This window comes from Devosia enhydra, from assembly GCF_900119845.1.
GTDB lineage: Bacteria > Pseudomonadota > Alphaproteobacteria > Rhizobiales > Devosiaceae > FPKU01.
On record NZ_FPKU01000001.1, the window covers coordinates 1,533,612 to 1,550,367 of the forward strand.

The following is a 16,756-nucleotide window of genomic DNA, read 5'->3' on the forward strand; positions in this document are numbered from 1 at the left end:
GGCCGTTTTTCCCACGCAAACCTATCAGAGACTGCCCTTGACGACCTATGCCAGCCCCGCAGCCGGCCATCCGGGCCAAGAGACGATCCATACCGGCCGCGCCGTGTTCACCGAGGCCTATGCCGTCATTCCCCATGGGGTGATGCGCGACATCGTCACGAGCTACCTGCCGCACTGGCTCGACACCCGCGCCTGGATCATCGCGCGCCCGATGACGGGGTTCTCCGAGACGTTCTCGCAATATGTCGTCGAAGTAGCCCCCGGTGGCGGCAGCCAGCAACCCGAGCCGAACCCCGCCGCGGAGGGCGTGATCTTCGTGGTTGCCGGGGCGGCAAGCCTGTCGATTGCCGGGGAACAGCATGAGCTCGCGCCGGGCGGCTATGCCTTCCTGCCTCCCGCCTGTCGCTGGACGCTGACCAACCCCGGCTCGGAGCCGCTGCGCTTCCATTGGATCCGCAAGCGCTATGAGGCGGTCGAGGGTATCGCTGCGCCCGAGCCCTTCGTGACCAACGAGCAGTACCAGCCGATCCGCTGGATGCCCGGCACCGGCGACACCTGGGGCACCACCCGCTTCGTCGACCCCCTCGATCTGCGGCACGACATGCATGTCAACATCGTCACGCTGGAGCGTGGCGCGGTCATTCCCTTCGAGGAAACCCATGTCATGGAGCACGGCCTTTATGTGCTCGAGGGCAAGGCAGTCTATCGCCTCAATCGCGACTGGGTGGAGGTCGAGGCCGGCGATTTCATGTGGCTGCGCGCCTTCTGCCCGCAGGCCTGCTATGCCGGCCCGGCACGGTTCCGGTACCTGCTCTACAAGGACGTCAACCGCCACGCCCGGCTCAATCTGTAGCGCGGCGAACCGGATTCATCGCGCGAGGGAGAGCGATCATGCGTCTGAAACTTATGGGATTTTGCGCTGCCATGGCGCTCACGGCTGGCGGCGCTTTCGCCGAAGCCCCGGTCCAGACCTATCAGAACCTGCTGACCCCGCTGATTGCAGGGGGCACTGATGTGGTCGGCAGCCCGCTCAACTATCCCGAAGGCCCGGTCAACATCACCTCGGCCATCGTCACCATTCCGGCCGGCGGTGAAACCGGCTGGCACCTTCACGAGGTGCCGCTTTTCGCCCATATCCTCGAGGGCGAACTCACCGTCGACTATGGCGAAAAGGGCACCAAGGTGTTCCGCGCCGGCGAGAGCGTGTTCGAAGCGGTCAACTGGCCCCATAACGGCACCAATACCGGCACGGGCCCGGTGCGCATCCTCGCGGTCTATATGGGCGGCGGGGAAGCGCGCAACACCGTGACGCTGCCAAAGCCGCAATGAGCGGCCCCTTTGCCACCATCATCGTTGAGCCTCTGACCCGCGAGGCCTTCGCGCCTTTCGGGCAGGTGATCACGACCGAGGGTGCGGCGAGCTATCCGATCAACGAGGGCATGACCGACCGATACAACGATCTCGCCCCGGTCGAACTGGGCGGCGAGACGCCGCGCCCGTTGATCTCGATCTTTCGCGGCCGGCCCTATGCCCTTCCACTGACTCTTAAATTGGTCGAGCGCCATCCGCTGGGCAGCCAGGCGTTCATGCCGCTTGCGCAGCGCCCCTTTCTCGTCACCGTCGCGCCCGACGAAGACGGCCGCCCGGGCCAGCCCCGCAGCTTTTTGGTGCCGCTGTCGACCGGGATCAATATCGGCCGCAATGTCTGGCATGGAGTACTGACCCCGCTGGAGGCCGAAAGCGATTTCCTCGTCGTCGATCGCGGCGGCCCGGGCAACAATCTCGAACTCTTCCACTTCCCCGACCCGCCGCTGATCGTCTCGGCTTAGGGGGGCTCTCGCAGTCACCCTGTCATCGGCAAGCCGCTGGAAAACACCCTGGGCAGTTGACCCCGGCGATGAGGCGACGCACTTTCGCCGAGCAATCAGAAGGACACGCGCACTTGGACAAGGCCGAACTCATTTCCCGCCTGCTCGACGTGATCGAGAACGACATCGCGCCGCGCACGCGGACCGGTGTGGCGAAGGGCAACAAGTTGTTTGGCGCCGCGATCCTGCGCAAGTCGGACCTGTCGCTGGTGCTGGCCGAGACCAATAACGAGATCGAAAATCCGCTGTGGCATGGGGAAATGCACGCCATCAAGCGGTTCTACGAATTGCCTGCCGAAACGCGACCTGCGCCGCAGGACTGCATTTTTCTCTGCACCCACGAGCCCTGCTCGCTCTGCCTTTCGGGCATAACCTGGTCGGGCTTCGACAATTTTTATTATCTCTTCAGCCACGAACAGAGCCGAGACAGCTTCGCCATTCCCTACGACATCCAGATCCTCAAGGCCGTCTATGCCGTGCCCGATCCGGACCGTGTCGAAGCCGACCCGGATCGGCCGCTCTACAATCGCACCAACCGGTATTTTTCGAGCTACGATATCGCGGCGCTGGTGGCCGAACTCGATCGCGGTCAGCGCGAGCGCCTGCTCGAACGCTTCGACAATCTGTCGGCGCTCTATGCGGACCTTTCAGCCGTGTATCAGGCCGACAAGGGCAAAAAGGGCATTCCCTTGAGCTGACCAAGCTGCCCGGCTCGCGCATGGCTGCTGGCAGCCAAGCGGGCGGAACGACAGGCCGATCCATGCGTTGCGTCAATGACCACGGATATGGAGAGGCCTCTGATGACCGACACCGGTTTGGATGGCGCAGCCGCATCGCTTCCGCAGGATGCGGTGCCGCCACTGCCCCGCCTGGCGATTTTCAGCGATTTCGACGGCACGCTCGTCGATATCGCGCCGACACCGGACACGATCTCCGTGCCCTCCGACATGGCGGCGATGCTCGAGACGGTGTCGCGCGACCTCGACGGCGCCTTCGCCATCATCAGCGGCCGGCCCATCCATGATCTCGACAGGCATCTCGACAACGTGCCGCTGGCCGCAGCCGGCTCGCATGGCGCCGAGCGCCGCCTTGCAGACGGCAGCAGCATCGGCATTCCCGACGAGGTGAGTGCCGAGGCGCGCGAGATCGCGGCGCGGCTGGAACAGTTCGTCGCCCGCCATCAGGGCTTGCTGCTCGAGGTCAAGCCGGCAGCGGTGGCGCTGCATTATCGGCAGGCTCCGCAACTTCAGGGCGAAAGCCTTGCCGCCATGCGCACGGTGCTCGAGGCCATAACCGGCTTTTCGATCGTCGAGGGCAAGATGGTGGTGGAGGCGCGGCCGCGCGATGTGAGCAAGGGCCTCGCCATAGCCGCCTTCATGCAGGAAGCCCCGTTCCGCGGTCGGACCCCGGTCTTCTTCGGCGACGACGTGACGGACGAAGATGGCTTCCGCGCCGTCCAGGAGCTGGGCGGCGTCGGCATCAAGGTGGGCCCGGGCGAGACCGTGGCGCGCCTGCGCATCGAGGATGTGCCATCGGCCCGCAATGTCATTCGCAAGCTGGGAGAAGACGCGGCGCGCAAGGCCGCCTGATCGTCAGCCCCCAAATCAATCGAGGAGACTTCACCGGCATGAGCCGCATCGTCATCGTTTCGAACCGTACCCCGAGCAAAACCGTCGCCGCTGGCGGGCTTGCAGTAGCCCTTCGAAAAACCCTGGCGACGCGCGATGGCTTCTGGTTCGGCTGGTCGGGCCGGCATGCTGAAAAACCGTCATCGGAGGCGATGTTCGAGTCCATCGATGGCCTGCAGGTGGGCAGCATCGATCTCAATCGCGAGGACTTTCAGGCCTATTACGCGGGGTTCTCGAACTCCATCCTGTGGCCGGCCTTTCACCTCAGGCTCGACCTCGCGACCTTCGAGGGTCACTGGTATGAAGGCTATAGGCGGGTTAATGCGCAGTTCGCGCGGGCGCTCGTGCCACATTTGAAGCCGGACGACATCATCTGGGTGCATGACTATCACCTGATCCCGCTCGCCACCGAATTGCGGGCGCTGGGTGCGCGCAACCGCATCGGGTTCTACCTGCACATCCCCTTCCCCACCACCGATGCGCTCTACGCCATTCCGCACCACCAGGAGCTGATGCGCGACCTGTCGCGCTACAATCTCGTGGGCATGCAGGCCAATCGCGACGTTGCCGCCTTCACCGAATTCGCCGAGCACCAGGCGCCCCCGACGCTTTCGGGCAATCCGGTCAAGACCGCCGATTTCTCGAAGACGCAGGTCACCGCCTTTCCCATCGGGTCGGACCCCGATGCCTTCGCCAAGCTCGCCACCAGCCCGGCGGCAGTGCGCATGATCAAGCGCATGGAGCGGGCGATGAATGGGCAGGCGTTAATCCTCGGGGTCGACCGGCTCGACTATTCCAAGGGGCTTCCACAGCGCGTCGAGGCCTATGAGAAGCTTCTCGCCAACAATGCCGCGCTGCGCCGGCAGGTCCACCTGCTGCAGGTGGCGCCGCCCTCGCGCGACAGCATCAAGGAGTACAAGGAGACCAGCGACACGCTCGATGCCATGTGCGGTAAGGTGATGGGCCATTTCGCCGAGCCGGACTGGCAGCCGCTGACCTATGTGAAGCGCGCCTACGGCCAGCCCAGCCTAGCCGGGCTCTATCGCATGGCGCGGATCGGGCTGGTGACGCCGCTGCGGGACGGCATGAATCTCGTGGCCCATGAATATGTCGCATCGCAGGACCCGCAAAACCCCGGCGTGCTGGTGCTCTCGCGCTTTGCGGGTGCCGCCGAGATCTTCGACGCGGCGCTTTTGGTCAATCCCTTCGATACCGACGAGACTGCAGAGGCCATGCGCCTGGCGCTCATCATGCCGCTTGAGGAGCGCAAGGCCCGCTGGCAGGCGCTGTTCGATGCAGCCAAGACCTATTCGGTCGACAACTGGGCGGCGCTCTATCTCGATGCGCTGAGCGCCACCAAGGGCGGCAAGCGGAAGGGCCCGCCGGCTGCGGATGCTCTGCCGGATGCGGGCCAGGTTGCGGCATTTTTCAAGGATCTGGCGACGGTCTACAAGGCCGGCTCGGCTCAGGGGGCATCAGCCTCCTGAGCGGTCGGCAGGCCGTGTCAGGGCACGAGCACGATGCTGGCAGCCGCAAAGGTCAGGACCGACATGGCCAAGGCGAAGAGAACGAAGAGCTGAATCTGGGTCACTGAAGACGATCCGGTCGGCGGCTCCTGGGCCGCAGGATAAGCTAAAGGCAGGGTGCGTACCGCAGCCCTGCCTTCTTGTTGCGCCTCAGACGGCGCTACTGACCATGATCGTTTCACCCACCGGCACCGGCATGTAGGACGCGGCGACGGCGAGCGTTGCGAGCGAAGCGATAAAGAGCGCGACGAGCGAGAGCTTGAGCATTTGAGCGACCCCAGAAGACACGGCCAGATGGCCATCGATTTCGTTGTCGCCTTAATGCCCTAGCCCTGTTGAACGTTCCCGGAATTCATCGTTCAGCCACCGTTCAGCCACGCAATCGGCGGAGGTTTGGCGAGGCCCCTACCCTTAAGCGTTAACCGAGCGCCTGCTGCCGGCAGTCCGGGCCCGCGGAGCATCGCCGCCCTCGCGGCGATCCGGGGTCCAGGCGCGCTTGGCCGGCTTCTGGGTCGCGCGGGCAATTTCGGCAGGACCGCGTGCATCCCCCGAAGCGGACGAAGACTTGCGCGGCGCACCGCTGCGCTGGCCCGGCCGGGCAGCGGCCGGTCCGCGATCACCGCGTCCACGATGGGCAGGCTTGGCGGCCCTTGCAGGCTCGGGCTGGCCGGCATTGCCATTGGCCAAAGCGAGATCGCCCGAAAGCGGCAGCTTCTGGCGGATGAGCTTTTCGACATCGCGCAGCTTGGAATATTCCGTTCCGCAGCAGAGCGTTATCGCGATGCCCGAGGCGCCATTGCGGCCGGTGCGGCCGATGCGGTGCACGTAGTTCTCGGCATCGTCGGGCAGCTCGTAATTGATCACATGGGTGATGCCCGGCACGTCGATGCCGCGCGCCGCGATGTCGGTGGCCACGAGGATGCGGACGCGGCCGGCGGCAAAGCCCTTGAGCGCCGCCTGCCGGGCGTTCTGGCTCTTGTTGCCGTGGATGGCTGCAGCCTCATGCCCATCGATCGCGAGGTTCTTGGCGACGCGGTCGGCCCCGTGCTTGGTGCGCGAGAACAGGATGACCCGCCCGAGTGCCGGATCGGCGAGCAGCTCGTTGAGCACCTCGCGCTTCTGCTTGGTGCCGGCCATGATCACCTTCTGCTCGATGGTGACGGCAGTGGTGGCGGGCGGCGCGGCTTCGACGCGCACCGGATCCTTGAGCAGGCTGCGGGTCAGTTCCGCGACTTCGGGCGCCATGGTTGCCGAAAACAGCGCGGTCTGGCGACGCGGCCCGATGGCCGCCGCGATCTCGCGTACCGGCTTGATGAAGCCCATGTCGAGCATGCGGTCGGCTTCGTCGAGGACCAGCCAACGCGTCTGGTCGAGGCGCAGCTTGCGGTCATCGACGAGATCCTTGAGCCGGCCCGGCGTCGCAATCACAATATCGACGCCGCGCGCCGCCTTCTGCACCTGCGAATGGCGCGAGACGCCACCGAGCACGAGGAGCGTCGTGAGCTTCATGCCGGCGCCAAGCATGCGCAGCACTTCGTCGATCTGCACGGCGAGTTCGCGGGTGGGTGCGAGGATCAGCGCGCGGGTGGTCATCGGCGCCGGGCGTCCGCCCAGCTTGCTGATACCAGCGAGGATGGGCAGGCCGAAGGCCGCCGTCTTGCCCGAGCCGGTCTGGGCGATGCCCAGAATGTCACGCCCCGCCATCTGCGGCTCGATTGCCTGCGCCTGGATCGGGGTCGGTGTGGTGAACCCGGCGGTCGCGAGGGTCGCGAGCACATGGTCGGGGAGGCCGAGTTCGGAAAAACTTTGAATCACGAGTGTCTTCTTGATCTTGAGCCCATGTCTCCAGGAACGATGGGCAAGCGCTGCACGCCAAGCGGGCTGCGCAGGGGAAAAGGACAGCGAGCAGTGCGGGGATCGCCTGCGCGGGTTGCGTTACACCCGGAGCGTAACCTGCATCCGGGCGACTTCGCCGCTCACCGCCTTGGCCGATAAGAAGAGAAGTCCGTCATCTGTTGTGGCGCCTGCGCAAACAGCGCGCGCCGATGACACGCCCCATATGGGCCCAATGGCGCGATCTGGCAAGCCCTGATCGGCAATCGGTCTGCATGGGGCCCATGCACGCGCCTCAGATGCCGCCATACCAGTCATAGCCATTGTCTTCCCAATACCCGCCCTTGCCGCCCTGGATGGCGGCAAAGCTCTCCACCAGTTCGATGGTGTGGACATATTTGGGCTGCTTGTAGCCGAGCGCCCGCTCGATGCGGACGCGCAGCGGCGCGCCGTTCGAAACCGGCAGCACCTGATCGTTGAGCCCATAGGCGAGGATCGTCTGGGGATGGCGCGCGTCGACGAGGTCGCAGCTCTCGTAATAAGGCTGCGGCTGGGCCAGGCCCGCCGGCATCCGGTCGTAGCAGTGAAAGACAACGAAGCGCGCCTCTGGCCGCACCCCTGCCGCATCGAGCACCGGCGCAAGCCTCGTGCCGGTCCATTTGGCGATGCAGCTCCAACCCTCGACGCAATCATGCCGGGTGATCTGGCTCTGCGCCGGCATGTTGCGCAACTCCGCCAGCGAATAGGCCTGCGGCCGCTCGACGAGCCCGGTGATGGAAAGGCGGTAATTGGCGAAGTCACCCGCCTTGAGCGCCAGATAATCGTCGGCCGTGGGGTCCACCGAGCCGTTCGGCCGCTGGCCCTGCCGGATTTCGCTGGGGCTGTATTCGCGCGCCAGGGCGTTCTGGCCGAGCAGCATGCGCTGCACCCGATAGGTCAGATCGTTGGCCCGTTCGAGCACATCGCGGACCGGGTGGTCGCGCTGGCCTAGAAAGTCGAACTGGTCGCAGCCGCTGAGCACCAGCGAAGCGGCCGTCGCACCACCCAGCCCGATGAGCCGCCGCCGCGTGAGGTTGAGCCCGGACTTTGGAGTATCGCTCATGGCTTGTCTCCTTCGGCGCGCTCTGTGCCGGGGCTGGTGCGATACCAGCCGGTGATCATCGAGCGCATCTCGTTGATCGGCCCGGCGAGCAGCACCATCGCCACATGCACGACAAAGAACAGGGTCAGCCCCACCATGGCGGCGAAATGGATCGTCCGCGCGGTCTGCCGGCCGCCGAAGATCTCGATCAGCCAGGGCCAGGCCGCGTTCATGCCCGGAGACATCGAGAGCCCCGTGAGGATGATGAGCGGAAACAGCACGAACAGCACGAGGCCGTAGCTCAGCTTCTGGAGCGGCGAATAAGAGCGGCCATGGTTGAACCGGAAGCGGAGATGGCTGGCGATGTCGCGCGGCAGCCCGCGCCAGTCGCGCCGCCCCATCACCAGATCGCGCAGCGCATGGCGATTGATGAGGCTCGCGACCAGCCAGATGAGGAGGGTGCCAACGAAGATCCAAGCAAAGAAGAAATGCACCACCCGGCCGGTTGCCAAATCCTGAAAGGAGGGGATCGTCGCCCACGATGGAAAGGCGCGGTATTGCGGTGCGCTTTCGGAGCCGCTGAGGCCCAGCACGCCTGTGGTTTCGAGGTTTTGCCCAAACACCACCGTGCGCCCCTGCGGACCATCAGGGGTGTTGACCGCCCCGATGCGCAGCACGGCATTGTCGTATTCGAACCCCGATTCATGCCCGATATAGAGCACCGGATGGGCATTGAAGATCTGCAGGCCGGTCAGCAGCAGGAAAAACAGGCAAATGACCCACACCCAATGGGTGAGGCGGGTCATGAGCTTTTGCCGATAGACCAGCGGGCCCCTGCCTGCCGCAGCGGTATTGAGCGGCGCCTGGATCGTCATGCCGTGCTCCTCTTCCTGCCGGTGAGGACGGCATGCCGCGGGGCGAAGTTTCAAATCAAATCGGCGACACCGATCAGCTGGCTTCCGGACGTGCCGCCCAGTTCACGCCCCGGCGCAGCAGCGTCGCCATTTCGGGCACGTCGAATTCTGAGATCGAATGGCCAAGGGTAGAATGGAAGACGCGGCCAGTGCCATAGGCCTTTTTCCAGGCCACCGGCATTACCACGCCTTCGACCCAGGGCGCGTGTTCGCCCGAAAACGTTGTGGTCGCAAGCACCTCGATCGCCGGATCGACATGCATGTAATATTGCTCGGAGACGTAGTTGAAGCTCTTGAGCCCGGCAACGATCGAGTCGTCGGACTTGACGATATCGACAGTGTAGGAAATCGAATTGCCCGGATGGGCGACATATTGCCCGCCGGTGATGAAATTATAGAGCGGCGATTCGCGGAACGCATCCGTCATGCCGCCATGATGGCCGGCAAGCCCGGTGCCGCCCTTGATCGCCTCGCTCAGGCCATTGACCTGCGCCTCGGAGATCGAGGCCATGGTGTAGATCGGCACGATGAGATCGAGGCTGCCCAGTTCGCTGTCCTCGAAGGCGGCGAGATCGGTCTCCATGCGCACCGAGAACCCGTCCTCATGCAGCCACCGACGATAGAGCGCCGCGCATTCCTCGGGGTCATGGCCGCCCCAGCCGCCCCAGATGATCATCGCCCTGCGCATCGCCGCACTCCTTGTTCGCGACCGGGGCAATATGCAAACGCCAGATGGCGCTCATCGCGCCACTGCTCCGCCCGCCCTCGGCGGCGCAGAGCTTATCGCAAACCGCCGCGTCTGCCAGCCCCGGAGGTTGAGCGGCCAAAACCTGCCCGATTGCCGGCGGATTTACGCCGCTTTCAGGCCCGCGGCGAGGGGCGTGGCCAAGGCTACGAAGTGCAGGTTCCGGTCGCAGATCCAGCGAATCGGCGGCACGTAGATGTCGAGCTTTTCCACCTGCGATTCGAGCCGGAGCCGCGCGCGGGCAAACGCCGCCTGCCATTCGCTGCGCGACAGAAAGGTGTAGGGCATCGGCACGCCATCGCCGAAATTGCCGAACCAGTCCATGGCGACGAGAACCTCGCGGGCGAGAAACCCTTCGCGCAGATGGTCCTTGATGACCACGCCCCGTCGCGCCACCCGCCCGGCCTCGGCCAGCACAAGGGCGGGATCCTTGGTGTGATGCAGCACATCGACGATGGTGACGAAATCAAAGCTCTTGTCGGGGAAAGGCAGCGTCGCCCCGTCATAAAGGGTGACGGGGATCTGCGTTGTGGGCCGCGGCACGACGTCGACACCCTCGACGGCCAGATCGGTACGCCTCTTCATCAGGGCCATTGCCATCTGGCCATCCCCTGCCCCCAGATCGAGCACGCGGCCGGGGCCGGGAATGGCGCGGGCGATATGGTCGGACAGCACGCGCACCCGGCGGTTGTGGAACGGGTCGTGCATGCGGGTCAAAATCGTGTCCGTGGCCTCGGGCATGATCGGTCTTTCTCGGGGCTATCGATGAGCGGCAAAAGCCCACAGCTTGAGCAGGATGAAACTGATGGCGGAGGTCAGCACCACCACCGCGATGGCGGCGGCAGGATTGGGCAGGGCCAGAACCTCATAGGCCAGCGCGGAGAAAAGCGCTGCGAGGGCCAGGCCGAGCGCCTGCACCGCTGCATAGCGCGGAAGCGCCCGCCCATGCGCCACATCGGAGCGGAAGGAAAAGCGCCGGTGCGCCAGATAGGTCGGGACGATGAAAAGCGCGTAGCACGCCGTGCTGACCACCGGCGCGGGCAGCCCGGAACAGAGGACAACGGCAAGGCTCGACACCAGCACATAGCCCAGCGCCGCCGCGCCGCCGACGCCTGCAAAGCGCATGAGGCTCGCAAGGGTGGCCCGGAGGCCTTTGCGGATAGGTAGCGCTGCGTTCAAGCTGTCACCGATACTCATGTCCGCTTGTCTCTTGCAGCCGAGCCGATACCACACCGCGATGCAAAAAGGGTGAACACTCTGCGGCTGCGCGGGTTCGGACTGCCCTTTTCCATCTGCGCGATCTGATGTTTACTCCATGGCACCAGCTTTGCGGCCAGAAATGGCCGGGCTCCGCGTGGGCTGTAATCTCAGCGTTGCGAAGCGGTGACAAGAGAGCCCGGTCACGGGTCTCAAATGAAAGGACAGGGACATGAAAAAACTGTTGTGGAGCGCCTCGGCACTGGCATTGTCTGCCGGCCTGGCGGGCCCCGCCTATGCCCAATTCGCCGTAACCATCCTGCACATCAACGACCTGCACTCGCGCATCGAGCCGATCACCTCTTCGGATTCCATCTGCTCTGTCGAGGATGACGCAGCCGGCAAGTGCTTCGGCGGCATCGCGCGCGTCAAGGCGGCCATCGATGCCCGCCGCGAAGCGCTGACCGCCGAAGGCAAGAATGTCCTCGTGCTCGATGCCGGTGACCAGTACCAGGGCTCCCTGTTCTACACCACCTACAAGGGCGCCGAAGTCGTCGAGTTCATGAATGCCATCGGTTTCGATGCCATGGCCGTGGGCAACCACGAATTCGATGACGGCCCCGAAGGCCTTGCCGTGCTGCTCGATGGCGCCGAATTCCCGGTGATTTCGGGCAATACCTATGTCGAGGACGAGCCGGTGCTCGCCGGCAAGCTGCCGGGCGTCGTGGTGCTCGATGTCGGTGGCGAGCAGGTCGCCATCGTCTCGGTCCTTGCCGAAGACACCGCCGAGACCGCGTCGCCGGGCGAGAACGTCACCTTCCTCGATGCCGAGGACTACCTCAAGGGCGTCGTCCAGGGCCTTGAAGAGGCCGGGATCGACAAGGTCATCGCGCTGACCCATGTGGGCTATACCCGCGACCAGGAGATCGCCGCCGAAGTCGCCGGCATCGACGTCATCGTGGGCGGGCATTCCCACACCCTGCTCTCGAGCACCGACGAGAAGGCCGCCGGTCCCTATCCGACCCTCGTCGCCAATCCCGATGGCACGGATGTTCCGATCGTCCAGGCCTATGCCTATTCGAAATATGTCGGCGAGATCGAGATCATCTTCGACGACGAAGGCAAGGTGACTTCTGCCACCGGTGCCCCGATCCTGCTCGATGCCTCCATCACCCCCGACGAAACCCTCGTGGCCCGCGTCGCCGAGATGGCCGGCCCGATGGAGGAGCTCAAGGCCCAGGTGCTCGGCACCGCCACCGCCGCCATCGATGGCAGCCGTGAAAACTGCCGCGCCCGCGAATGCGAGCTGGGCAACCTCGCCGCCGATGCGCTTCTCGACCGCGTCGATGACCAGGGCGTGCAGATCGCCTTCCAGAATGGTGGCGGTATCCGCGCCTCGTTCGACGCCGGCGAGATCACCATGGGCGATGCGCTCACCGTGTTCCCGTTCTCCAACACGCTCGCCACCTTCCAGCTCTCGGGCGCCGGCGTGCGCGCTGCCCTCGAGAACGGCCTTTCGGACATCGAGAATGGCGCGGGCCGCTTCCCGCAGGTTGCTGGCCTCAAATACACCTTCGACAAGTCGCAGCCCTCGGGCTCGCGCCTCGTGGGTGACGTCGAAGTCAATGTCGACGGGGAATGGACCGTGCTCGAAGACGATGCCGTCTATGGCGTCGTGACCAACAACTACATGCGCACCGGCGGCGACGGCTATGCCATGTTCGCGACCGACGCGATCAACCCCTACGACTTCGGGCCGCCGCTCGAGCAGGTTCTTGCCGACTACATCGCCGCCCAGGGCGGCTCGGTCAGCCCCTATCTCGACGGCCGCATCACCGATGCTTCGCCGGCCGAAGCACCGGCTGCCGAATCCGCTCCGGCCAATGCCACTGCACCCGCAGCTCCGGCCAATGCGACCGCCCCTGCGGCCCCTGCCAATGCGGTAGAAGCTCCGGCCAACACGACGGCCCCGGCTGCTCCCGCGACGCCTGCGGCTCCTGCCGCACCGATGACGCCCGCCGCCCCGGCCAACACCATGGCACCGGCTCCCGCCGCGCCGATGGCTGCGCCTGCCGCGCCCTCCAATGCCATGGCTCCGGCACCGGCAGCCCCGATGGCTCCGACCAACACCATGGCCCCGGCCACGCCGGCCGCTCCCGCGGCTCCGATGGCGCCGGCCGCTCCCATGGCGCCCGCCAACGCGATGGCTCCGGCCAACGCGCAGTAAGGGCCAGACCCTCACCCCCGAGCTGCCTTGCATCAGCAAGGCCTCAAGGGGTGAGGGTGCAGCCTCCGGACTTGAAAACAAAAAGGGCGCCTCGCGGCGCCCTTTCCTCATTTCGCCCCGCCTCGTTCAACGGCGCTTGGCCAACTGGCCCCAGATCAGCAGGATGATGATGGCGCCCACGATTGCGCCGATGAAGCCGGCCCCGTCATTGGGGCCATACCAGCCGATGGCCTGCCCGATGACGGTGGCCAGAACGGCGCCCACCACGCCCAGCACGGTGGTGAGGATGAAGCCTTGCGGCTTGTTGTCTCCCGGGGTGATCAGCTTGGCGATGACGCCCGCGATGAACCCGATGATGATGCTCCAGAGAATTCCCATGACGCTCGCACTCCTTTTGCGCAGAGCTCAAAATGAGCCAGCCGCGGAAGGGTTGCACGCGCGTGCAGGCACGGCGTTTTGCTCATCCCGCTTCCGCTCCGCAGCAGGCTGTAATATTGCTGTCATGGCAGCGTCCTAGCGGGTGGCGCCGTCGGGGAATGCATGCCCGCCTTCGGGCATCCCCGGAAGATGACGGGAGCCTTCCGGCTTCCGCACAAAACCGCGCAAACGGGAGGTTTGCCTATGAAGAGCAGGACATTCGCGCTGGCCCTGGCCACGGCGCTCGTTGCACTCGTTCCGCAGGCGCAGGCCGACACGCTGCGCCTCCTCACCTGGGGCGGCTATGCGCCCCAGAACGTCATCGACCTGTTCAAGGCCGAGACCGGCCATGACGTCGAGGTCACCCTCTCCAACAATGAAGAGATGATCTCCAAGCTGCGCGCCACCGGCGGCTCGGGCTTCGATCTCGCCCAGCCCAGCCAGGACCGCATCCTCGGGCCGCAGCTGGAATTCGGCATCTACAAGCCGCTCGATCTCGAAAAGATCGATGCCAGCCTCTTCATCCCCTCGATGCTCGAGGCGACCAAGGTCAACACCACCGTCGATGGCCAGATCTACGGCATCCCGCATATCTGGGGCACCGATGGCCTCGTGGTGAACACCGCGGCTGCGCCCGATGTCGATGACTATATCGATCTCTGCGACCCCGCCTATGCCGGCAAGGTCTCCTACCGCCTCCGCCGCCCCACGCTGATCGCCTTCGCCTTCTCCATGGGGCTCGATCCCTTCGCGGCCTATGGCGACACGGCGGCCTATGAAGGCATCCTCTCGCAGGTCGAAGCCAAGCTGCGCGAGTGCAAGGCCAATGTGAAGACCTATTGGGGCGGTGGCGACGAAATCACCGGCCTCATCCGCTCGGGCGAAGTGGTGGCGGCCATGGCCTGGGATACCGGTGGCTGGGCGCTCAATGCCGAGAACCCCGACATCCGCTTCATCGCTCCCGCCTCGGGCGCTATGGGCTGGATCGACACCTTCGTCATCCCCTCGGGCGGGGAAGCCGACGAGGCGGCCTATGCCTGGATCAACTTCGTCATGCGGCCCGAAATCGCCGCCATGATCACCGCCTCGGCCGGAAATTTCACGGCGAGCCAGGGGGCGGACGAGCTGGTCGACGAAGCGCTGAAGGCCCGCTACCAGGCCAGCTTCCCGGCCGAAGCGGTCGACAACATCAACTGGTATCCGCCCGTGCCCGCCGGCCTCGAATCGCTCGAAGGCGCGGTGCTCGATCGCGTCAACGCCAGCTGATCGGCGTCCTGCCATCATGCCCGTCCCGGATCGCCCGGGGCGGGCCACGAGACCCACTGCCCCTTTTCACGGGATGATCTCTTCGTGACAGCTGCGCCCCCCGATCTCGAATGCCGTGCCGTGACCAAGGCCTTTGCCGATTTCGTCGCGGTGCGCGGGGTGGATTTCAGCGTGCCGGCCGGCAGCTTCTTTTCCATCCTCGGACCTTCGGGCTGCGGCAAGACCACGCTTCTGCGCATGATCGCGGGCTTTGCCGATCCCAGTTCGGGCGAAATCCTCATCAAGGGCCGATCGATGCGCGAGGTGCCGCCCAACCGGCGCCCGGTCAACATGGTGTTCCAGCACCTGGCGCTCTTTCCGATGATGAGCGTGGGCGAGAACGTGGCCTTCGGGCTGCGGCGCCGCAAGGTCATGCCCGCCGAGATCACGCGGCGCGTCGAGGACGTGCTCGCGCGTGTCGGGCTTGCCGGCATGTCGGGCCGGCGTATCGAGCAGCTCTCGGGCGGGCAGAAGCAGCGCGTCGCCATCGCCCGCTGCATGGTGCTCGAGCCCGATGTGCTGCTGCTCGACGAGCCGCTGGGCGCACTTGATCTCAAGCTGCGCGAGCACATGAAGGTCGAGCTCAAGAAGCTCCAGAGCGAATTCCGCACCACCTTCGTCTACATCACCCATGACCAGTCCGAGGCGCTGGTGATGTCCGATACCGTCGCGGTGATGAACCACGGGGTGTTCGAGCAGGTCGGCAGCCCGCGCGACCTCTATTTCCAGCCCGCGACCGCCTTCGTCGCGGGATTCGTCGGGGATGCCAATCGCTGGCAGGGCCGCGTCGAAGCCCTGAGCGGCAACGCCGTCTCGATCCGCACCGAGGATGGGTTGGTACTGCGGGCCCACGCCGCCGATGGTGCGCTCGCCGCCAGCGACGCGGTGGCGGTCTTCGTGCGCCCGGAGGCCATAACGCTCTCGCGCGAACCGGCCGCCATGCTCGGGCTCGATACAGGCATCGCCGCCACCATCACCGGCATCCTCTTTAACGGCGCCAACTCGCGTGCCCTCGTCAAGGTCGCCGGACAGCGCGAGTTCGAGGTCGCCATCCCGCAGACCGGCGCCTTTGCCGGTCTGTCGGTCGGCGATGTCGTGCATCTGGGCTGGCGCGCCGATCAGGCCCGCGCCTATCGGGCGCCCCGGCCATGACGGCATCGCCCGCGATCCGTCGCATCACGCTGGCGCTGCTTTTGGCACCGTTGATGCTTTGGCTCGGGCTGCTCGTCGTCATCCCGCATATCGACATGCTGCTGCTCTCGTTCACCGAGAAGACCGGCGTGCGCCAGTACCAGCCGGGTCTTGCCAATTACCGCACCTTCTTTGTCGAGCCGGTCTATTGGACGATCTTCCTGCGCACGGCGCTGATGTCGATCCTCGCCACGCTCCTCACTCTCGTGATCGGCTTTCCGGTGGCCTATTTCATCGCCAAGCTGGCGCGGGGGCGATCCAAGGCGTTCCTCTTTCTCCTCTGCCTCGTGCCCTTCTGGGTCAGCGAACTTGTCCGCACCTTCGGCTGGATGATCCTGCTGCGCGAGACTGGCCTCGTGTCAGGGGCGCTGCAGGCGCTGGGCCTCGTCTCGGGTCCGGTCGAACTGCTTTACAACGATGCCGCCATCATGGTCGGGCTCGTCTACACCTCGATGCTTTTCATGGTGGTGCCGCTGATCACGGCGCTCGACAGCCTCGACGACAGCTTCATCGAAGCCGGCTACGACCTTGGCGGGTCGGGCTGGTCCATCCTGCGCGAGATCGTCATCCCGCATGCCATGCCCGGCATCGTCTCGGGGTCGATCGTCGTCTTCATGCTGTCACTGGGCAATTATCTCACCCCGGTGCTGCTGGGCGGCAAGGACAGCCTGTGGTTCACCGGGGCGATCTACACGCAGTTCATTACCCGCTTCAACTGGGAACAGGGCGCCGCCTTCGGCATGCTGCTGCTCGTGCTCTCCTCGCTCATCGTGTGGCTCGGCCTCAAGCTCTCGGGACAGACGCTGTCCAGAACGGTGGGCTGA

General features: G+C 65.2%; 17 protein-coding genes. 10 read left to right on the forward strand and 7 right to left on the reverse strand.

Annotation, left to right across the window (positions count from 1 at the left end; genetic code table 11):
* Positions 1-31: 31 nt before the first annotated feature.
* The 6 genes from BT183_RS07395 (at position 32) to BT183_RS07420 (ending at position 4,983) form a co-directional block, all read left to right on the forward strand.
* Positions 32-853 (forward strand): bifunctional allantoicase/(S)-ureidoglycine aminohydrolase, encoded by an 822-nt coding sequence (locus BT183_RS07395; RefSeq protein ID WP_072340405.1) that lies wholly within the window; start codon positions 32-34, stop codon positions 851-853.
* Positions 854-891: 38 nt separating this feature from the next.
* Positions 892-1,329, forward strand: a complete 438-nt coding sequence (locus BT183_RS07400; protein ID WP_072340407.1) for a cupin domain-containing protein — start codon at positions 892-894, stop codon at positions 1,327-1,329.
* Positions 1,326-1,829: an ureidoglycolate lyase gene (locus BT183_RS07405; RefSeq protein ID WP_072340409.1), complete on the forward strand. Its 504-nt coding sequence runs from the start codon at positions 1,326-1,328 to the stop codon at positions 1,827-1,829. Before BT183_RS07400 ends, BT183_RS07405 begins: the two co-directional genes overlap by 4 nt.
* A 68-nt stretch (positions 1,830-1,897) precedes the next feature.
* Positions 1,898-2,566, forward strand: coding sequence for a nucleoside deaminase (locus BT183_RS07410; RefSeq protein WP_072340411.1), 669 nt, complete (start codon positions 1,898-1,900; stop codon positions 2,564-2,566).
* A 102-nt stretch (positions 2,567-2,668) separates the two neighbouring features.
* Positions 2,669-3,457 carry a trehalose-phosphatase gene (otsB, locus tag BT183_RS07415; RefSeq protein WP_072340413.1) on the forward strand — a complete coding sequence of 263 codons (789 nt, stop codon included), beginning with the start codon at positions 2,669-2,671 and terminating at the stop codon, positions 3,455-3,457.
* Between the two features lie 38 nt (positions 3,458-3,495).
* Positions 3,496-4,983, forward strand: a complete 1,488-nt coding sequence (locus BT183_RS07420; RefSeq protein ID WP_072340416.1) for an alpha,alpha-trehalose-phosphate synthase (UDP-forming) — start codon at positions 3,496-3,498, stop codon at positions 4,981-4,983.
* A 450-nt stretch (positions 4,984-5,433) separates the two neighbouring features.
* Here the strand turns inward: BT183_RS07420 and BT183_RS07425 are convergent, their stop codons facing one another.
* The 6 genes from BT183_RS07425 to BT183_RS07450 all read right to left on the reverse strand — a co-directional run bounded on the left by BT183_RS07425 (position 5,434) and on the right by BT183_RS07450 (position 10,720).
* Positions 5,434-6,837 carry a DEAD/DEAH box helicase gene (locus BT183_RS07425; RefSeq protein WP_425290544.1) on the reverse strand — a complete coding sequence of 468 codons (1,404 nt, stop codon included), beginning with the start codon at positions 6,835-6,837 and terminating at the stop codon, positions 5,434-5,436.
* A gap of 313 nt (positions 6,838-7,150) precedes the next feature.
* Entirely contained in the window at positions 7,151-7,957 is an 807-nt protein-coding gene (locus BT183_RS07430) for a molybdopterin-dependent oxidoreductase (RefSeq protein WP_072340422.1), read from the reverse strand.
* Positions 7,954-8,811 (reverse strand): cytochrome b/b6 domain-containing protein, encoded by an 858-nt coding sequence (locus BT183_RS07435; protein WP_072340424.1) that lies wholly within the window; start codon positions 8,809-8,811, stop codon positions 7,954-7,956. Before BT183_RS07435 ends, BT183_RS07430 begins: the two co-directional genes overlap by 4 nt.
* A 73-nt stretch (positions 8,812-8,884) precedes the next feature.
* Positions 8,885-9,538, reverse strand: coding sequence for a ThuA domain-containing protein (locus tag BT183_RS07440; RefSeq protein WP_072340427.1), 654 nt, complete (start codon positions 9,536-9,538; stop codon positions 8,885-8,887).
* A 162-nt stretch (positions 9,539-9,700) separates the two neighbouring features.
* The gene (locus BT183_RS07445) at positions 9,701-10,336 is read right to left on the reverse strand and encodes a class I SAM-dependent methyltransferase (RefSeq protein ID WP_072340429.1); all 636 of its coding nucleotides are present in this window, start codon (positions 10,334-10,336) and stop codon (positions 9,701-9,703) included.
* 18 nt (positions 10,337-10,354) lie between these two features.
* The gene (locus BT183_RS07450; RefSeq protein ID WP_072340432.1) at positions 10,355-10,720 is read right to left on the reverse strand and encodes a GtrA family protein; all 366 of its coding nucleotides are present in this window, start codon (positions 10,718-10,720) and stop codon (positions 10,355-10,357) included.
* A gap of 304 nt (positions 10,721-11,024) precedes the next feature.
* Between BT183_RS07450 and BT183_RS07455 the strand changes: the two genes are divergently transcribed.
* Positions 11,025-13,019, forward strand: coding sequence for a bifunctional metallophosphatase/5'-nucleotidase (locus BT183_RS07455; RefSeq protein ID WP_084603312.1), 1,995 nt, complete (start codon positions 11,025-11,027; stop codon positions 13,017-13,019).
* A 126-nt stretch (positions 13,020-13,145) separates the two neighbouring features.
* Here BT183_RS07455 and BT183_RS07460 read toward each other — a convergent pair whose 3' ends face one another.
* Complete coding sequence (locus BT183_RS07460) at positions 13,146-13,397, reverse strand: GlsB/YeaQ/YmgE family stress response membrane protein (protein WP_072340438.1); 252 nt, start codon at positions 13,395-13,397, stop codon at positions 13,146-13,148.
* A 243-nt stretch (positions 13,398-13,640) separates the two neighbouring features.
* Between BT183_RS07460 and BT183_RS07465 the strand changes: the two genes are divergently transcribed.
* The 3 genes from BT183_RS07465 to BT183_RS07475 all read left to right on the forward strand — a co-directional run bounded on the left by BT183_RS07465 (position 13,641) and on the right by BT183_RS07475 (position 16,756).
* Positions 13,641-14,702, forward strand: a complete 1,062-nt coding sequence (locus BT183_RS07465; RefSeq protein WP_143145698.1) for an extracellular solute-binding protein — start codon at positions 13,641-13,643, stop codon at positions 14,700-14,702.
* 84 nt (positions 14,703-14,786) lie between these two features.
* Positions 14,787-15,893 carry an ABC transporter ATP-binding protein gene (locus BT183_RS07470; protein WP_072340441.1) on the forward strand — a complete coding sequence of 369 codons (1,107 nt, stop codon included), beginning with the start codon at positions 14,787-14,789 and terminating at the stop codon, positions 15,891-15,893.
* Complete coding sequence (locus BT183_RS07475) at positions 15,890-16,756, forward strand: ABC transporter permease (RefSeq protein WP_072340444.1); 867 nt, start codon at positions 15,890-15,892, stop codon at positions 16,754-16,756. The genes BT183_RS07470 and BT183_RS07475 overlap by 4 nt, the downstream gene beginning before the upstream one ends.

Coding starts and splice junctions, on each gene's coding strand:
- BT183_RS07435 (WP_072340424.1), bottom strand. CDS start 8,811: ATGACGATCCAGGCGCCGCTCAATACCGCTGCGGCAGGCAGGGGCCCG.
- BT183_RS07440 (WP_072340427.1), bottom strand. CDS start 9,538: ATGCGCAGGGCGATGATCATCTGGGGCGGCTGGGGCGGCCATGACCCC.
- BT183_RS07465 (WP_143145698.1), top strand. CDS start 13,641: ATGAAGAGCAGGACATTCGCGCTGGCCCTGGCCACGGCGCTCGTTGCA.
- BT183_RS07455 (WP_084603312.1), top strand. CDS start 11,025: ATGAAAAAACTGTTGTGGAGCGCCTCGGCACTGGCATTGTCTGCCGGC.
- BT183_RS07410 (WP_072340411.1), top strand. CDS start 1,898: ATGAGGCGACGCACTTTCGCCGAGCAATCAGAAGGACACGCGCACTTG.
- BT183_RS07420 (WP_072340416.1), top strand. CDS start 3,496: ATGAGCCGCATCGTCATCGTTTCGAACCGTACCCCGAGCAAAACCGTC.
- BT183_RS07475 (WP_072340444.1), top strand. CDS start 15,890: ATGACGGCATCGCCCGCGATCCGTCGCATCACGCTGGCGCTGCTTTTG.
- BT183_RS07430 (WP_072340422.1), bottom strand. CDS start 7,957: ATGAGCGATACTCCAAAGTCCGGGCTCAACCTCACGCGGCGGCGGCTC.
- BT183_RS07405 (WP_072340409.1), top strand. CDS start 1,326: ATGAGCGGCCCCTTTGCCACCATCATCGTTGAGCCTCTGACCCGCGAG.
- BT183_RS07460 (WP_072340438.1), bottom strand. CDS start 13,397: ATGGGAATTCTCTGGAGCATCATCATCGGGTTCATCGCGGGCGTCATC.
- otsB (WP_072340413.1), top strand. CDS start 2,669: ATGACCGACACCGGTTTGGATGGCGCAGCCGCATCGCTTCCGCAGGAT.
- BT183_RS07450 (WP_072340432.1), bottom strand. CDS start 10,720: ATGCGCTTTGCAGGCGTCGGCGGCGCGGCGGCGCTGGGCTATGTGCTG.
- BT183_RS07445 (WP_072340429.1), bottom strand. CDS start 10,336: ATGCCCGAGGCCACGGACACGATTTTGACCCGCATGCACGACCCGTTC.
- BT183_RS07400 (WP_072340407.1), top strand. CDS start 892: ATGCGTCTGAAACTTATGGGATTTTGCGCTGCCATGGCGCTCACGGCT.